This window comes from Aeromicrobium sp. NPDC092404 (assembly GCF_040684095.1).
In the GTDB taxonomy this organism is placed as follows: Bacteria; Actinomycetota; Actinomycetes; order Propionibacteriales; family Nocardioidaceae; genus Aeromicrobium.
The window spans coordinates 344,925-361,103 of sequence record NZ_JBFBFI010000002.1 but is presented as its reverse complement, the minus strand read 5'-3'; the positions used below and the strand labels follow the sequence as shown (position 1 = coordinate 361,103).

14 protein-coding genes are annotated in these 16,179 nt (G+C 68.8%); 9 read left to right on the top strand and 5 right to left on the bottom strand.

Annotated features, from left to right (window positions below):
• The first annotated feature begins 3 nt into the window (after positions 1 to 3).
• From AB0N22_RS12130 to AB0N22_RS12095, 8 genes are all read left to right on the top strand, one after another.
• Complete coding sequence (locus AB0N22_RS12130) at positions 4 to 2,205, top strand: 3-hydroxyacyl-CoA dehydrogenase NAD-binding domain-containing protein (RefSeq protein WP_364640256.1); 2,202 nt, start codon at positions 4 to 6, stop codon at positions 2,203 to 2,205.
• 134 nt (positions 2,206 to 2,339) lie between these two features.
• Entirely contained in the window at positions 2,340 to 3,185 is an 846-nt protein-coding gene (locus AB0N22_RS12125; protein WP_364640253.1) for a S1 family peptidase, read from the top strand.
• Positions 3,186 to 3,409: 224 nt separating this feature from the next.
• Positions 3,410 to 4,396 (top strand): ATP-binding cassette domain-containing protein, encoded by a 987-nt coding sequence (locus AB0N22_RS12120; RefSeq protein ID WP_364640251.1) that lies wholly within the window; start codon positions 3,410 to 3,412, stop codon positions 4,394 to 4,396.
• Entirely contained in the window at positions 4,393 to 5,229 is an 837-nt protein-coding gene (locus tag AB0N22_RS12115) for an ABC transporter permease (protein ID WP_364640248.1), read from the top strand. Before AB0N22_RS12120 ends, AB0N22_RS12115 begins: the two co-directional genes overlap by 4 nt.
• Before the next feature lie 130 nt (positions 5,230 to 5,359).
• Positions 5,360 to 6,367 carry an ABC transporter substrate-binding protein gene (locus AB0N22_RS12110; protein ID WP_364640245.1) on the top strand — a complete coding sequence of 336 codons (1,008 nt, stop codon included), beginning with the start codon at positions 5,360 to 5,362 and terminating at the stop codon, positions 6,365 to 6,367.
• On the top strand, positions 6,364 to 7,416 hold the full coding sequence (locus AB0N22_RS12105; protein ID WP_364640242.1) for an iron chelate uptake ABC transporter family permease subunit: 1,053 nt from the start codon (positions 6,364 to 6,366) through the stop codon (positions 7,414 to 7,416). The genes AB0N22_RS12110 and AB0N22_RS12105 overlap by 4 nt, the downstream gene beginning before the upstream one ends.
• 68 nt (positions 7,417 to 7,484) lie before the next feature.
• The gene (locus AB0N22_RS12100; protein WP_364640239.1) at positions 7,485 to 8,456 is read left to right on the top strand and encodes an iron chelate uptake ABC transporter family permease subunit; all 972 of its coding nucleotides are present in this window, start codon (positions 7,485 to 7,487) and stop codon (positions 8,454 to 8,456) included.
• Positions 8,453 to 9,271 (top strand): ABC transporter ATP-binding protein, encoded by an 819-nt coding sequence (locus tag AB0N22_RS12095; protein ID WP_364640236.1) that lies wholly within the window; start codon positions 8,453 to 8,455, stop codon positions 9,269 to 9,271. Before AB0N22_RS12100 ends, AB0N22_RS12095 begins: the two co-directional genes overlap by 4 nt.
• Positions 9,272 to 9,328: 57 nt before the next feature.
• Here AB0N22_RS12095 and AB0N22_RS12090 read toward each other — a convergent pair whose 3' ends face one another.
• The 5 genes from AB0N22_RS12090 to AB0N22_RS12070 all read right to left on the bottom strand — a co-directional run bounded on the left by AB0N22_RS12090 (position 9,329) and on the right by AB0N22_RS12070 (position 14,346).
• Entirely contained in the window at positions 9,329 to 10,075 is a 747-nt protein-coding gene (locus AB0N22_RS12090) for an MBL fold metallo-hydrolase (protein ID WP_364640233.1), read from the bottom strand.
• Positions 10,072 to 11,565 (bottom strand): amino acid permease, encoded by a 1,494-nt coding sequence (locus AB0N22_RS12085; protein WP_364640230.1) that lies wholly within the window; start codon positions 11,563 to 11,565, stop codon positions 10,072 to 10,074. Before AB0N22_RS12085 ends, AB0N22_RS12090 begins: the two co-directional genes overlap by 4 nt.
• Before the next feature lie 49 nt (positions 11,566 to 11,614).
• Positions 11,615 to 12,442 (bottom strand): DUF1206 domain-containing protein, encoded by an 828-nt coding sequence (locus AB0N22_RS12080; protein ID WP_364640227.1) that lies wholly within the window; start codon positions 12,440 to 12,442, stop codon positions 11,615 to 11,617.
• A 65-nt stretch (positions 12,443 to 12,507) separates the two neighbouring features.
• Complete coding sequence (locus tag AB0N22_RS12075; protein WP_364640224.1) at positions 12,508 to 13,980, bottom strand: SDR family oxidoreductase; 1,473 nt, start codon at positions 13,978 to 13,980, stop codon at positions 12,508 to 12,510.
• Positions 13,981 to 14,025: 45 nt separating this feature from the next.
• Complete coding sequence (locus AB0N22_RS12070) at positions 14,026 to 14,346, bottom strand: 4-fold beta flower protein (protein ID WP_364640221.1); 321 nt, start codon at positions 14,344 to 14,346, stop codon at positions 14,026 to 14,028.
• A 171-nt stretch (positions 14,347 to 14,517) separates the two neighbouring features.
• On the opposite strand from AB0N22_RS12070, the gene AB0N22_RS12065 reads away from it, so the two are divergent.
• Entirely contained in the window at positions 14,518 to 16,116 is a 1,599-nt protein-coding gene (locus AB0N22_RS12065) for an FMN-binding glutamate synthase family protein (protein ID WP_364640218.1), read from the top strand.
• Positions 16,117 to 16,179 lie beyond the last annotated feature (63 nt).

The following is a 16,179-nucleotide window of genomic DNA, read 5'->3' as shown; positions in this document are numbered from 1 at the left end:
CACATGACCAGCACCACTGAAGCTGTCCGCTACGAGCTCGTCGACGGGATCGCCAACCTGATCCTGGACGACCCGAGCCAGAGCGCGAACACCATGAACCAGGCGTACACCGACGGGATGGCGAACGCCGTCGACCGGCTGGCCGCCGACGTCGCCGCCGACGCCGACTCGATCAAGGGCGTCATCGTCTCCTCGGCGAAGAAGACCTTCTTCGCCGGCGGCGACCTCAAGCTCATGACCCAGGCCACGCCCGACGACGCCCAGGCGCTGTTCGACAACGTCGAGCGCATCAAGGCGACGTTGCGCAAGCTCGAGACGATCGGCAAGCCGGTCGTCGCGGCGATCAACGGCGCGGCCCTCGGCGGCGGCCTCGAGATCACGCTGGCGGCGCATCACCGCATCGCGGTCGACGGCGGCTACGAGCTCGGTCTGCCCGAGGTCACCCTCGGCCTGCTGCCCGGTGGCGGCGGCGTCACGCGTACGGTCCGGATGTTCGGCATCCAGGACGCGATGCTCAACTTCCTCCTTCAGGGCCCGCGGATGAAGCCCGCCCAGGCCAAGGAGAAGGGCCTGGTCGACGACATCGTCGCGACACAGGACGAGCTCATCCCTGCTGCCAAGGCCTGGATCGAGGCCAACGCCGGCAACGAGGAGGCCGCGACGCAGCCCTGGGACCGCAAGGGCTACCGCATGCCGGGCGGCACCCCGTCCTCGCCGAAGCTCGCGCAGTTCCTGCCGGCCTTCCCGTCCAACCTGCGCAAGCAGATCAAGGGCGCTGCGTACAAGGCGCCGCGCGCCATCATGAGCGCTGCCGTCGAAGGTGCGCAGGTCGACTTCGACACCGCTTCGCGCATCGAGTCGCGCTACCTCGTCGAGCTCCTGGTCGGCCAGCAGTTCAAGAACATGACGCAGGCGTTCTTCTTCGACCTCGGCGCGATCAACGCCGGTGGCTCACGCCCCGAGGGCATCGAGCCGAGGACGTTCACGAAGGTCGCCGTGCTGGGCGCCGGCATGATGGGCGCGGGCATCGCGTACGTCTCGGCGAAGGCCGGCATGGAGGTCGTCCTCAAGGACGTCAGCCTCGAGGCCGCCGAGAAGGGCAAGGCCTACAGCGAGAAGCTCCTCGACAAGCAGCTCGAGAAGGGCCGCATCACCCAGGACAAGAAGGACGCGTTCCTGGCTCGCATCACCCCGACCGCCGACTACGCAGACCTCGACGGCTGCGACCTCGTCGTCGAGGCCGTCTTCGAGTCCGTCGAGCTCAAGCACTCGGTGTTCGCCGAGCTCGAGCCGGTCGTCAAGGCCGATGCGCTGCTCGGCTCCAACACCTCGACGCTGCCCATCACCGGCCTGGCCGAGGGCGTCAAGCGTCCCGAGGACTTCATCGGGATCCACTTCTTCTCGCCGGTCGACAAGATGCCGCTGGTCGAGATCATCGCCGGCGAAAAGACCAACGACACGACGATCGCGCATGCGCTCGACTACGTCCAGGCGATCAAGAAGACGCCGATCGTGGTCAACGACAGCCGCGGCTTCTTCACGAGCCGGGTCATCGGGCACTACATCAACGAGGGCCTCGGCATGCTGGCCGAGGGCGTCAACCCGGTCTCGATCGATCGCGCCGCGACCCAGTCGGGCTACCCGACCGGGCCGATCCAGATCAGCGACGAGCTCAACCTCGAGCTGATGAAGAAGATCCGGGTCGCGTCGCAGAAGGCCGTCGAGGACGAGGGCGGCACCTGGGTCAGGACGCCTTCCGAGGACGTCATCGACACGATGATCGAGCTGGGCCGCACCAGCCGGCTCGTCGGCAAGGGGTTCTTCGACTATGACGAGAACGGCAAGCGCGCGGCCCTGTGGCCGGGCCTCGCCGAGCACTTCCCCGTCGCCGCCGAGCAGCCCGACTTCCAGGACCTCAAGGATCGTCTGGTCTTCATCATGTCGCTCGACACGGTGCGCTGCCTCGAGGAGGGCGTGCTGCGCACGGTGGCCGACGCCAACATCGGGTCGATCTTCGGCATCGGCTTCCCGCCCCTGCTGGGTGGTGCGCTGCAGTACATCAACGGCTACGAGGCACCTGACGGCCGCATCGGCGTCGAGGCGTTCACCGAGCGTGCCCAGGAGCTGGCCGCGAAGTACGGTGAGCGTTTCGAGCCGCCGGCGCTGCTGCTCGACAAGGCCAAGAACGGCGAGAAGTTCGCCTGACCCTCGCCCACCCGAACGCCCCGGCCCCTGCGGCCGGGGCGTTCGGCATGGCATGCAGGTGCGATCCCGCGGGTCTGCGGATACCCTGACTTCACTGGTCATCGGGACTGGAATTCGAGGGGAAAGGCGACATCATGTTGCGAATCCGTACAGCGCTGGCCGGCCTGGCCGTTGCGCTCCTGGCCGCGGTCACCGCCGCCGGACCGTCCGCCGCCATCACCGGCGGTGAGCCCGACGGGAACGACCATCCCAACGTCGGGCTGATCCTGTTCTACGACTCGACCGGCCGCTACCGCTGCACCGCGACGCTCATCAGCCCGACCGTCCTGCTCACGGCCGCCCACTGCACCAGTGGCGTCGTCGGCAAGGTCCTGGTCGACTTCGACACCGTCATCAGCGAGACCGGGCCCAACCCCTACCCCGAGGCGACCGATCCGGCGGCGGGCTACACGCCGGAGCAGATCGCCGCCATCGGTGAGCTCTCCGGCACGGCGTACACGCATCCCGACTACTCCGACTTCACCGACCTGAAGAACTGGAACGACGTCGGTGTCGTGGTGCTCGACCAGCCGGTCGCCGGCATCACGCCTGCGACCCTCGCGCCCCAGGACTACCTGAACCAGTTCGTTCCCAAGATCCTCAACAAGACGGCGTTCGACGTCGTCGGCTACGGCACCGAGGTGCGGCAGGCCGAGTCCGGACCCCAGAAGCCGACGCCGATGAGCTACCCGCTGATCCGTCGTCAGACCTCGGTCATCGGGCAGAAGCTCACGCCGCAGATCCTGCAGGGCAACGGCAACGAGAAGGACAACCGAGCCGGTGGCGGGACGTGCTTCGGCGACTCCGGTGGTCCGGTGTTCCACAACGGCCTCGTCGTCGGTGTCACGAGCTACGGCTACACCGACAACTGCCGCTACATCGACGGCTACCAGCGCGTCGACATCGCCGGGGTCCAGAGCTGGGTGGGCTCCTTCCTCTAGGCATCACGGTCACCAGACGGCGCCCCTCGGTCCATTCGATCGGGGGGCGCCGTGCTGTCCGGACACGTGATGTTCATGGTGCGGTTGACCTCAACCAAGGTTGAGGGTCAAGGATGGGGCCAACAGCACGGCAGGAATTCGCTGAAAACTGTCAGTGGGTCGTGCTATTCCTAGTAGGAATAAAACGGTAGGCTCGAATCTCAGTTTTCAGTGGAAGGAACCCCATGTCTGCTCCAGCAGTGGAGGCAGTAGACCTCGTCAAACGATTCGGTGACAACGCCGCGGTCGACGGCGTCAGCTTCGTCGTGCCCCAAGGCAGCGTGCTCGGACTTCTCGGTCCCAACGGAGCCGGCAAGACCACGACCGTCCGCATGCTCACGACGCTGAGTGTCCCGACGAGCGGCACGGGCCGGGTGGCCGGTCACGACATCCGCACCGAGCCCGACGCGGTGCGCCGCAGCATGGGCCTGACGGGTCAGGCCGCGACGGTCGACGAGCTGCTCACGGCCCGCGAGAACCTCAAGCTCATCGGCCGGCTCTACGGGCTGCCCAAGGCGTACGTCGCGCGGACCTCGGACGAGCTGCTCGAGCGGTTCTCGCTCACCGAGGCGGCCAACCGCACGGCCAAGACGTACTCCGGTGGCATGCGCCGGCGACTCGACCTCGCGGTCAGCCTGATCGCCGCGCCGCCGGTGCTGTTCCTCGACGAGCCGACGACCGGGCTCGACCCGCGCAGTCGCACCGAGCTGTGGGAGGTCCTGCGCGGCCTCGTCCGCGACGGCACGACGCTGCTGCTGACGACGCAGTACCTCGAGGAGGCCGACCACCTCGCGGACAACATCGTCGTGATCGACAAGGGCAAGGTCATCGCGGAGGGCACGCCGACCCAGCTCAAGGACCAAGCCGGTGCGGCGAGCGTGGTGGTCACGGTGACCGACGCCGCTGACCTGCAGCGCGCCGCCGAGCTGAGCCGCACGGTCTCCAGCGAGGTGCACGTCGACGAGACGTCGCGTCGGCTCACCGCCAAGGCGTCCGGGCTGGGCGACATGACCCGCATGGCGCACGTGTTCGAGGAGAGCGGCATCCAGGTCGACGACCTGGGTCTGAAGCGTCCCAGCCTCGACGACGTGTTCTTGCACCTCACCGGCCACAAGGCCGAAGAGGTCGACGAGCTCGAGGCCCAGTTCGAGGAAGCGGAGGTGCTCGCATGACCACGACGACCACGTCGACCACGCGTCCGCCGATCAGTCCACCGTCGATGCTGCGTGCCTCGAGCACGGTGGTGTGGCGCAACCTGATCCACATCAAGCGCATGCCCGAGATGCTCATGGACGTCACGGTCCAGTCGATCATGTTCGTGCTGCTGTTCGCGTACGTCTTCGGCGGCTCGATCAACCCGCCGGGTGACGTGTCCTACAAGGAGTTCCTGCTGCCGGGGATCATGGCGCAGACCATGGTCTTCTCGTCGGCGGTCGTGGCGATGGGCCTGACCAACGACCTGCAGAAGGGCATCGTCGACCGGCTCAAGTCCTTGCCGATCTCCCGGTCCTCGGTGCTGGTGGGGCGAAGCATCTCCAGCCTGATCCACTCCAGCATCGGCATCGCCGTGATGGGCGTGACCGGCGTGCTGATCGGCTGGCGCATCCGCGACGGGGTCGTCAGCGGCGTCCTGGGGTTCGTGCTGCTCCTGCTCTTCGGGTTCGCGATGATCTGGCTCGGCATCTGGGTCGGTTCGCTGATGCGGACCGTCGAGGCCGTGCAGGGCTTCATGTTCACCGTGATGTTCCCGCTGACCTTCGTGGCCAACACGTTCGCGCCGACCGAGCAGATGCCGGCGTGGCTGCGCTTCATCGCCGAGTGGAATCCCGTCTCGGCGTTGACCCAGGCCTGCCGAGAGCTGTGGGGCAACACCTCCCCGATCGCCGCGGACGCGGCGTGGCCGCTGCAGAACGCCGTCCTCGCGTCGATCATCTGGTCGCTGCTCCTCACGGCGGTGTTCGCACCGTTGGCGCTGCGGGCCTACCGCCAGCGTTCCAAGGACTGATCGGATCGACCGAAGGGGCGCCGCCCGGCCGAGCGGCGCCCCGTTGGCGTGTGATGAGTGCCACGGCGCTGGCAAGGTAAGACGTGCCTAAGTTAGGGTGACCTACGTCCCCCCGACGAAAGGCTTGTTCGTGTCGTACGTACGTCGTCTGGCTGGTGGAGCGCTCGCCGCCCTGCTCGCCACCACCGTCCTTGCCGCCTGCGGCTCCAGCGCGTCGTCCGACGACGACGCCAAGAGCGGCGGCCCCTGGTCGTTCACCTCCGGCAACGGGAAGACGGTCAAGCTCGACGCGACCCCCAAGCGGATCATCGCCAGTGGGGCCGAGGCTGCGGCGCTGCTCTCGTTCGGCATCAAGCCGGTCGGCATCTACGCGACCGGGCCGGTCAAGGACGACAAGAACCTCAAGGACCTCGACCTCTCGGGCATCACGATCCTCGGCGAGACCTGGGGCGAGATCGACGTCGAGAAGGCTGCGTCGCTCAAGCCCGACCTCATCGTCGCCGACTGGTGGCCGGCCGAGAAGGCCTACAGCGGGCTCGAGGAGGGCGCGAAGGCATCGAGCAAGAAGCTGCTCGACCTCGCGCCGATCGTCGGCATCAGCCAGGGCGACTCGATCGAGGAGCTCGCGCAGGGCTACGAGGAGCTTGCCGCCTCGCTGGGCGCCGACGTCGACGATCCCGAGATCGCCAAGAGCAAGAAGGCGTTCGAGACCGCCAAGAGCAACTTCGAGAAGGCCGTCGAGGCCAAGCCCGGCCTCACCGCGCTCGCCGTGTCGCCGTCGGACGACCTGCTCTACGTCGCCAACCCCAAGTACGCGCCCGAGCTGCTCGACTTCCAGCGCTGGGGTCTCGACGTGATCAACCCCGACAAGCCGGACAAGGGCTTCCCCTACTGGGAGAACCTCAGCTGGGAGAACGCCGACAAGTACCAGCCTGACCTGCTGCTGATCGACAACCGGATGTACGAGTCCACGGTCAAGCAGGGCGAGAAGCAGCCGACCTGGTCCAACATCAAGGCCGCCAAGGCCAAGGCCTACGTCGAGTGGCCCGCGTACTGGATGCACACCTACGGCGAGTACGCCACGCAGCTCGACGCGCTGACCGCGGCGATCGAGAAGGCCGACCCCGACCTCGCATGACACTCCTCGAGACGGCCCCACCCCAGCCCGAGACCGCACCCCGGCATCGTCCGGGGGCGGGCCTCGCGGCCGGACTGGTCGTCCTGGTCGGCGTGCTGCTGGTGACGTGCTTCGTCAGCATCACGCTGGGCTCGCGCGGAGTCGGCGTCGGCACCATCTGGAAGGCGTTCACCGACTTCGATCCCGGATCGGCCTCCGAGACGGTGATCCGGGAGATGCGAGTCCCCCGCACCCTGATCGGTGTCTTCGCGGGCGCGGCACTGGGCCTCAGCGGGGCGATCCTGCAGGGCGTCACCCGCAACCCGCTCGCCGACCCCGGGATCATGGGCATCAACGCGGGCGCGGCCGCCTTCATCGTGTTCGGCATCATGATCATCGGCGTGCAGGGCGTCATCGGCTACGTCTGGCTGGCGTTCCTCGGCGCCGGCGTCGCCACCGTGACGGTCTACGGCATCGCGTCGTTCGGCCGCGAGGGGGCGACCCCGGTCAAGCTGGCGCTCGCCGGAGCCGCGGTCACCGCGGTGCTGTCGTCGCTCACCACGGCGATCGTCATGACCAACGTCGACGCGCTCAACGAGCTGCGCTTCTGGCAGGTCGGCTCGCTCGCCGGCCGCTACATGGGGGTGTTCTGGCAGACCGCCCCGTTCATCGCCGTCGGACTGGTCGTCGCGATGGGCGCCGGCCGGGCCCTCAACGGCCTCGCCCTCGGCGAGGACCTCGCGCTGGCCTTGGGCCAGCGACTCCGCCTGACCCGGTTCGTCATGTTCGTCACCGTTGCGGTGCTGTGCGGCGCGGCCACCGCGGCCTGCGGCCCGATAGTCTTCGTGGGGCTGATCGTGCCTCACCTCGCCCGCTTCATCTGCGGGCCCGACTATCGCTGGATCCTGCCCTACTCGCTGGTGCTGACCCCGATCGTCCTCCTGGCCGCCGACATCTTCGGCCGCGTCATCATCTCTCCCGGCGAGCTTCAGGTCGGCGTCGTGCTGGGCGTGCTCGGGGCACCGGCCTTCATCACGCTGGTCCGCTACAAGAGTCTGGCCGAGCTGTGATCGATCACGTCTCGAACGCGCCTCCGCGTACGCACCGTCCGCGGGCCCGACACGCGCGAATGCTCGCGGTGACCGTCGCCCTGGCGATGGTGGCCTTCGTCCTGTTCGTCCTGACGATGATGGTCGGCAGCTTCTACGTCCCGGCGTGGGACGTCATCACGTCGGCGTTCCACCTGCGCGACGAGCCCTCCGTCGACTTCATCGTGCGCGACCTGCGCCTGCCGACCGCGTCGGCGGCCCTCGCTGTCGGCTTCGCGCTCGGCGTGTCCGGGCTGCTGTTCCAGAAGCTGCTGGGCAATCCGCTCGCCTCGCCCGACTTCGTCGGTGTGTCATCGGGCGCGAGCATGTTCGCGGTGACCGCGATCGTGATCTTCGGCGCCAGCAGCTCGATGATCTCCGCATCGGCACTGACCGGTGCGGTCGTCACGTCGTTCGTGATCTACCTGCTGGCGTGGCGCGACGGCATCTCTGGCTACCGCTTCGTGCTCATCGGCATCGCCGTCTCGCAGTTCATGCTGTCGATCATCGGCTACATCGTCGCGCGCGCCGAGCTCTACGAGGCCCGGCAGGCGATGACCTGGCTGGTCGGCACCGTCGGCCAGGCCGGTCCCACGGAGCTGCGGACCCTGCTCGTAGCCCTCCTGGTCCTCGTGCCGGCGGCGCTCCTGCTGCAGCGTCCCCTGCGCGTCCTCGAGCTCGGCGACGACACCGCGCACGCGTTGGGCGCGCGTGTGGAGATCAGCCGGCTGGCCCTGATCGCGGTCTCGATCGTGCTCATCGGCTTCGCCACTGCTGTCGCGGGCCCGATCATGTTCGTCGCCCTCATCGCCGGGCCCATCGCCCAGCGCATCGCCGGCCACAGCGGCGGCGGCATCATGGCAGCCGGCTTCGTCGGATCGATCATCGTGCTGGGCGCCGACCTGGTGGCTCAGCACGTCGTGCCGGTCGCCCTGCCGACCGGCGTCGTCACGGGCATCATCGGTGCCCCTTATCTCATCTGGCTCCTCGCCACCGTCAACCGGGAAGGACGCGGCGGATGACCCACGACCTGCGCGCCAAGAACCTCACGCTCGGCTACTCAGAGGTCGACATCGTCCGCGATCTCGACGTCGCGATCCCCGACGGCCGCATCACGGTGATCGTCGGGGCGAATGCCTGCGGCAAGTCCACGCTGCTGCGCGGCCTCGCCCGTCTGCTGCGTCCGCGCAGCGGCCAGGTGATCCTCGACGGCAAGTCGGTCCATGACCTCAAGAGCGTCGACGTGGCCAAGGTGCTCGGGCTGCTTCCGCAGTCGCCGGTCGCCCCGGATGGCATCACGGTCGGCGATCTCGTCGGGCGCGGCCGCTACCCGCACCAGGGCTGGTTCCGGCAGTGGAGCGCCGAGGACGACCGGGCGGTCGCGGGCGCGCTGGAGGCCACCGGCACCGCGGACCTGGTGGACCGCAATATCGCCGAGCTGTCCGGGGGTCAGCGCCAGCGCGTGTGGGTGGCCATGGCGCTCGCGCAGCACACCGACCTGCTGCTGCTCGACGAGCCGACGACGTTCCTCGACATCAATCACCAGGTCGAGCTGCTCGACTTGTTGACCGATCTCAACCGGGAGTCGGGCAAGACGATCGTGATCGTCCTGCACGACCTCAACCTGGCGTGCCGCTACGCCGACCACATCATCGCGATGAAGAAGGGCGTGATCGTCGCGGAGGGCCCGCCGACCGACGTCATCGACTCGGCCGTCGTGACCGATGTGTTCGGGCTGGCGTGCGAGGTCGTGCCCGATCCCGTCAGCGGGACCCCGATGATCGTGCCCCGCGGGCGTCACCACGCGGCTCGGGAGGTCGTGCGCGCCCTCGGCTAATCTCTCGCCCGGCCGGCGGGAGCACGCTGGTCCGACGCACCAGCGCCCGAGCGGTGCTCACCGACGAGCGTTGAGGGCTTGGTCGACGGCGTCGGCATAGGAACCGCGCCACGGCACGCCGTGCCCCGGCAGGAGGACGTCTCCGCTCAGCCGACGCAGCTGGTCGAGCGAGCGACGGTTCGCAGCGACGTCGTGGTGGAACATCCTCGGGAGCAGCTGCGGTCCCGTACGCCTGACCGTCGGGTGCCCCGTGACGAGCGCGTCTCCGGTGACGAGCACTCCCGTGTGCGGCAGGTGGTAGCAGGTGTGACCACTCGTGTGCCCCGGCGTCACGATCGGCACGGGTAGGCCGGGCAGGTCCAGGGCACCCTCGGCGAAGCCCTGCGCCTGCGGCACGCCCGCCTTGGTGGTGCCTCCGGCGGCCACGACGTGCAGCGACCAGGCCAGCACTCGCGGTCGCCACGAGGCCGCTGCGACCTGCAGGGGTGTCGCCTGCTCGAGGAACTCGCGCCGGGCATGGTGCGCCTCGACCTCCGACGTCAGCACCGGGACGTCACGCCCCTCGAGCAACCGTGGCAGGGAGCCGATGTGGTCGACGTGGGCGTGGGTCACCAGGACGGCCTCGAGCTGGTCGAGCGAGTAGCCGATCTGCTCGATCGACGACAGGACGGCGTCGCGGTCGCCGGGGTATCCGGCGTCGACGAGGGTGAACGCGTCGCCCTCGGTGAGCAGGATCCAGCTGACCGACGTGCCCTGCGCGACGTGGACGCCGTCGGCGACCTGGGTGACGGTGGGTGTGCTCACTCGGCCGTCGGCGCCGCGTCCTGCCCGGCGGGGGCCTGCTTGAGACCCCGACCGAGGCGGGAGCGGCGATAGCCGTACAGGAAGTAGACGACGAACCCGATCGCGAGCCAGGCGAGGAATCGCAACCAGGTCTCGACCGAGAGGTTCACCATGAGCCAGAAGCACGCCAGGATCGACAGCGCCGGGATCCACGGGACGGCCGGCACCCGGAACGGCCGGTGCAGGTCGCCGCGGGTGCGCCGCAGGATGATGACCCCCGCCGACACCAGGACGAACGCGAACAGCGTGCCGATGCTGACGAGCTTGGACAGCTCCGACAGCGGGACGAAGCCGGCGAGCGCGGCGACGAACACGCCGGTGAGGATCGTGATGCGGTACGGCGTGCCGAACCGGGGGTGGACCTTGGCCAGGGACACCGGGAGCAGCCCGTCGCGAGACATCGCGAAGAGCACTCGCGCCTGGCCCAGCATCAGCACGAGGACGACCGTCGTCAGACCGGCCACGGCCCCGGTCGAGATGAGCTTGCTGGCCCAGTCGAGCCCGTTGGCGCTGAAGGCCTCGGCCAGCGGCGCTGCGGTCTTCATCCGCTCGTCGCTGTACTTCAGCATCCCGGTGATGACGAAGGCCACGGCGGCGTAGAGGAACGTGCAGATCGCCAACGACCCGAGGATGCCCCGTGGGACGTCCCGCTGCGGGTTCTTGGTCTCCTCCGCAGACGTCGCGACGATGTCGAAGCCGATGAACGCGAAGAACACGACCGACGCCGCGGCGATGATGCCGTAGACCCCGAACACGGTGGGGTCGACCCCGAAGACCGACTGCAGCAGCGTCGAGTCGAGGCCGGACTCCCCGCTCTCGGCAGGCTTGGAGTCCGGGACGAACGGGGTGTAGTTCGAGAGCTTGATGAAGAACAGCCCGGCGATGATGACGAACATGATGACGGCGACCTTCACGACGACCAGCACGCCGGTGAACCGACCCGAGAGCTTGGTGCCGAGCACCCCGACCAGCGTCAGCCCCAGGACGACGGCCATGGCGCCGAAGTCGGGGGTGGCCTCGTCCCCGGCAAGCCACGTCGGCAGGTCGAACAAGGACTGCAGGTAGGCCGACCACCCACGGGCCACGACGGCGGCCCCCAGGGCGAGCTCGAGCACCAGGTCCCAGCCGATGATCCAGGCGATCAGCTCGCCGAGCGTCGCGTACGAGAACGTGTAGGCGCTCCCGGCCACCGGCACGGTCGAGGCGAACTCGGCGTAGCAGAGCGCGGCCAGGCCGCAGGTGATGCCGGCCAGGATGAAGGAGATCACGATGGCCGGGCCGGCGTTGCTGTAGGCCTGCTCCCCCGTGAGCACGAAGATGCCGGTGCCCACCATGACCCCGACGCCGAACACCGTCAGGTCGAGGGCCGAGAGCTCCTTCTTGAGGCGATGATCCGGCTCGTCGGTCTCCTCGATCGAGCGCTCCACGGACTTGGTGCGGAAGAGGTCCATGGCCACCATCCTGTTGCGGCTGGTGGGCGCGCGCAAACGCAGCCGACGATCAGCGGGTCCGGACGTAGCGCGCCCAGGCGAAGCAGAACAGGCCGAAGGCCGCGAGCCCGATCGCGACGAGTGTCAGCAGGTAGGGACCGTAGGGCTGGTCGCGCACGGTCTTGAGGGCGTCGTCGAGACCGCCGGCCTTCTCGGGGTCGTACGCCACCGCGGCCCAGCCGAACAGGAGGCCGACGACGCCGATCGCGGCGCCCTTGCCGACGTACCCCACCCGGCCGACGAGAAGGACGGGCGACCGTGTCGACCCGCTCGTGGCACCGCCCTGGAGGTCGTGCGTGAAGTTGTCGGTGATGCCGCGGTGCACGTGCTTGGCCGCGATGACGAGGATCGCCACACCGACGGCTGCCACGAGGATGCGGCCGGCCGGCGCTCCGAGCAGGTCGGCCGTGAGGCCCTCGCCCTTGCTGTCCTGGCTCTTGCCGCCACCACCCGAGCCCGACGCGGTGCGGGCTGCGGAGAACCCGACGACCGCGTAGACGACGGCTCGGCCGATCGCGGCCAGGCGCTTGATGGTGCGGTGCTTGTCGTCGGACTCGTCGCGGTGTCCCCAGATCGCGGTCATGACCTGCCAGATCGCCAACGCTGCGAGCCCGCCGGCCACGACCCACAGGAGGGCCTCGCCGTACGGCTCCTTGGCCACGGTCTGCAGGGCGCCCTGGCTGTCCGCCTTGCCGCCCCCGCCGCCCCAGGCGATCTGCAGCGCGAGCCACGCGATGAGCAGGTGGACCAGGCCGAACGCGACCAGACCGACCCGAGCCGCGGCGCGCATCGTGTCGCTGTGCCGGGCCTCGTTGCCGGCCGTGCTGACGTCACCCATGTGCCGACACTCCCTCTCCCCCGAGTGATCGTCTCAGAGGCCGAGAGGTTCCGCCTCTCGAGTGACTAGCGCTCGAGCGCCTCGGCGGCCTTGGCGATGTTCTTCTGCATCGAGCCGAAGATGATGCCGTGGAACGGGTAGACGGACCACCAGTAGAGGTGGCCGAGCAGGCCCTTGGGATGGAACAGCGCTCGGTGGTGGAACGTCGTGGTGCCGCCGTCGGTCGAGCCCACCCGCAGCTCGAGCCAAGCGAGGCCTGGCAGCTTCATTTCCGCCCTCAACCGCAGGAACGTCCGGTCGTCGGTGTCCTCGACGCGCCAGAAGTCGAGGGCGTCGCCGACCACGAGGTCACGCTCGTTGCGGCGTCCGCGCCGCAGGCCCGGCCCGCCCACGGCGCGGTCCAGGAGGCCGCGGACCCACCACGCCAACGCCCAGGAGTACCACCCGTTGCGACCGCCGATGCCCTCGATGATCGTCCACAGGTGCTCGGGGCTCGCGTCGACCTCGCGCGTGCGCTCGTCGGTGTACAGCGAGCCGCCGGCCCAGTCCGGGTCGGTCGGCAGCCCGGTCGCCGGTGCCCCAGCGGTCGAGGCAGACGACCAGCGGGTCGGCACGTCGAGGTTCTGGATCTTGGTCAGCGCGAGCTCGACCGAGCGGTCGAAGCCGATGAGGCCCTCAGGGGGGTCCGGCACGTACGTCTTGATGTCGGTCTCCGCGGCCACGACCGTGTTGCGGAGCGACTCGACGAGCGGCCGGGCCAGGCTCGCCGGCACGGGCGTGATGAGGCCGACCCAGTGGCTCGACAGCGTCGGGGAGAGCACCGGCACCGGGAGCACCCGCCGCTTCGGCAGGCCGGCGACCGTGGCAAACCGCTGCATCATCTCGACGTACGTCAACACGTCCGGACCGCCGATGTCGAAGCGCCGGTTGACGTCCGCAGGCAGGTCGGCGCACGCCACCAGGTAGCGGAGGACGTCGCGGATGGCGATCGGCTGGATGCGCGTGTGCACCCACTTCGGCGTGACCATGGCCGGCAGGCGCTCGGTGAGGTAGCGGAGCATCTCGAACGACGCAGAGCCGGAGCCGATGACGACGCCGGCCTGCAGGACCGCCGTGGGCACGCCGGAGTCGAGCAGGACCTCCCCGACCTCCTCGCGCGAACGCAGGTGCTCGGACAGCTCCTCGTCCTTGGGCGACATGCCCCCGAGGTAGACGATGCGACGGACCCCGGCCGCCTTGGCCGCGGTGGCGAACGTCTCGGCGATCCCGCGCTCGGTGGCCGCGAAGTCCTCACCCGTGCCGATCGAGTGCAGCAGGTAGTAGGCGACGTCGACGTCCTTCAGCGCGGCGGCGACCTGGTCGGGCTCGGTCGCGTCGGCGACCGCGATCTCGACGTCCCCGGACCACTCGTGGGCCTGGGCCTTGCGCTCGTCGCGCACCATCACCCGTACGTCGTGGCCGGCCTGCACGAGCTGGGGGACGAGCCGGCCGCCGACGTAGCCGGTGGCGCCGGTGACGAGGCTGCGAGTCGTGGGCACCTGACCAGTCTTGGGGTCGCGCGCGGTTGGCGCACGCTCAATATGTCAGGTCAGGAGATAGGAGTGGATGTCCTCGTACGCGAACCGGTTGGGGAACGCGTGCGGCGTCTGCGGGGTGCCGGTCGGGATCGCGTCGTGCGGCGGCTCCTGGACCGCGCCGCACGGGCGCGCGTACCAGTCGTTGCGACGCACCAGGCGGTCGTCGACGACCGTCCCGAGGTAGCGGCCGTTGCAGTCGACGGCGTCGTGGTCGTCCCACGGGAAGTAGCCGATCCAGCGGCCTTCGCAGTCGTAGAGGTAGGGGTCGGTCCAGGTCTGTCGGAAGGCGACGGGCTCGCCCTCCATGTCGAACAGGTACACGCTCATCCGAGAAGTCCTTCCAGCGCTTCCCTCCGACCGTACGACTGTCGGCCTGCGATTGCGGGGATTTGTTGTGAGCCAAGCAGAAAATGGCTCAAAAGGACTAGACCGTTTCAGCGCGCGTCCCCCTCAGTCGCTCGGATGGACAACCCCCGCGGTGCGGGGTAGGACTTGGACATGAAGCTCACCCGGGTTCTCGGCGGGGTCGGTGCCGCTCTCGGCGCCGTGGCGGTGCGCGACCTGACGCAGAAGCGCCACGCGTTGCTGCGCAACTATCCCGTGGTCGCCCACGCCCGTTACTGGTTGGAGACCATCGGTCCCGAGCTGCGCCAGTACATCGTCACGAGCAACGACGAGGAACGGCCGTTCAGCCGCGACCAGCGCTCGTGGATCTACGCGTCGTCGAAGCAGGAGAACAACTACTCGGGGTTCGGCACCGACAACGACATCGAGCACCTGCCGGGCTACGCGATCATCAAGCACCGGACGTTTGCCGACTCCCTGCCCCACGACCACGCGGAGCAGGTCGGCCTGCCGAGCGCCAAGGTGCTCGGGCAGGCTCGGGGGCGGGCCAAGGCCTTCCGGCCGGAGTCGGTCATCAACGTCTCGGCGATGAGCTTCGGCTCGATGTCGGGCAACGCGATCCAGGCGCTCAACAAGGGCGCCGAGATCGCCGGCTGCCTGCACAACACCGGCGAGGGTGGGCTCTCGCAGCACCACCGCCAGGGCGGTGACGTCGTGCTCCAGATCGGTACGGCGTACTTCGGGTGCCGCGACGAGGACGGCACGTTCTCGCTCGATCGGCTCAAGGCCGTCGTCGACTCCGCCCCGGTGAAGGCCATCGAGATCAAGCTCTCGCAGGGGGCCAAGCCGGGGCTGGGCGGCCTGCTGCCCGCCGCCAAGGTGACTCGCGAGATCAGCGAGATCCGCGGCATCCCGATGGGCAAGGACTGCGCGAGCCCGTCGCGGCACACGGCGTTCACCGACGTCGACAGCCTGCTCGACTTCGTCGAGCTGGTCGCGACCGAGACGGGGGTGCCGGTCGGCATCAAGAGCGCCGTCGGCGAGATGGACTTCTGGCACGAGATCACCCGGCTCATGGCCAAGGGCGACCGGGGCGTCGACTTCGTGACGGTCGACGGCGGCGAGGGCGGCACCGGCGCCTCCCCGCCGATCTTCGCCGACTCGATCGCGCTGCCGTTCCGCATGGGCTTCTCGCGGGTCTACGGCACGTTCGCCGAGTCCGGGCTCACCGACGACGTCACGTTCATCGGGTCCGGCAAGCTCGGGCTCATCGACAACGCCGTGGTGGCGTTCGCGCTGGGCGCCGACATGGTCAACGTCGCTCGTGAGCCGATGATGGCGATCGGCTGCATCCAGTCGCAGAAGTGCCACACCGACCGGTGCCCGACAGGAGTCGCGACCCAGGATCCGTGGCTGGCGCACGGCCTCGACCCGACGTCGAAGTCGGTGCGCTGCGCGCAGTACATCCGCACGTTCCGCAAGGAGATGGTCAAGGTCTCCGAGTCGGTCGGTGTCGCCCACCCCAGCCTGATCACCGCGGACGACGTCGACATCATGTGCGGCGACTACGAGGCCCGGTCGCTGCGGTCGGTCTACGGCTACCAGGACGGCTGGGGCTCTCTCGGCAGCAGGATCGCCAACGAGATCACGGAGCTCATGGCGCCCGGCGGATCGCGTCCCGAGACCCGCTCGATCGAGGAGGGTGAGGGCGAGAAGCCCATGGGCCAGGACAGCACCACCGGGATCACCTGACCGCTCCTCTGTCAGGCTCGGGCGGTGGATCCTCCACCGAAAGAGCCGCCATTCGGTTGCGAA